The organism is Streptomyces sp. SP17BM10 (assembly GCF_036322405.1).
In the GTDB taxonomy this organism is placed as follows: domain Bacteria; phylum Actinomycetota; class Actinomycetes; order Streptomycetales; family Streptomycetaceae; genus Kitasatospora.
Map to the genome: position 1 here is coordinate 1 of NZ_JAQYXB010000284.1, position 383 is coordinate 383.

Sequence of the window (383 nt, forward strand, 5' to 3'; positions counted from 1 at the left end):
CGCACCGACCGCCGCGAGGTCTCCGCCGACCTCACCCAGGACTGGCTGCCCACCCTCGAAGCCGCCGGCTTCGACCGCACCCGCCCCACCCTCTGGGTGGCCGAGGGCCTGACCTTCTGCCTCCCCGAGGACCACGTCCGCGGCCTGCTCACCCAGCTCGCCTCGGCGAGCGCCCCCGGCAGCCGCCTCGCGTTCGACATGCTCGGCCGCGCGCTCCTGCGCAGCCCGTGCTCCAAGCCGTTCCTCGACGCCCTCGCCGCCGACGGCACCCCGTGGGTCTTCGGGACCGACGAGCCCGAGGAGTTCCTGACCGCCACCGGCTGGACGGCAGTCTACGTCAGCGAGCCCGGCCAGCCCGGCGCCGGCCAGGGCCGCTGGCCCTA

The 383-nt window shown here is 76.0% G+C and carries 1 protein-coding gene; it reads left to right on the forward strand.

The features are described from left to right. Positions 1-383, forward strand: a 383-nt coding sequence (locus tag PUR71_RS01340) for a class I SAM-dependent methyltransferase (RefSeq protein ID WP_329924420.1), incomplete at both ends; no start/stop codon positions are given.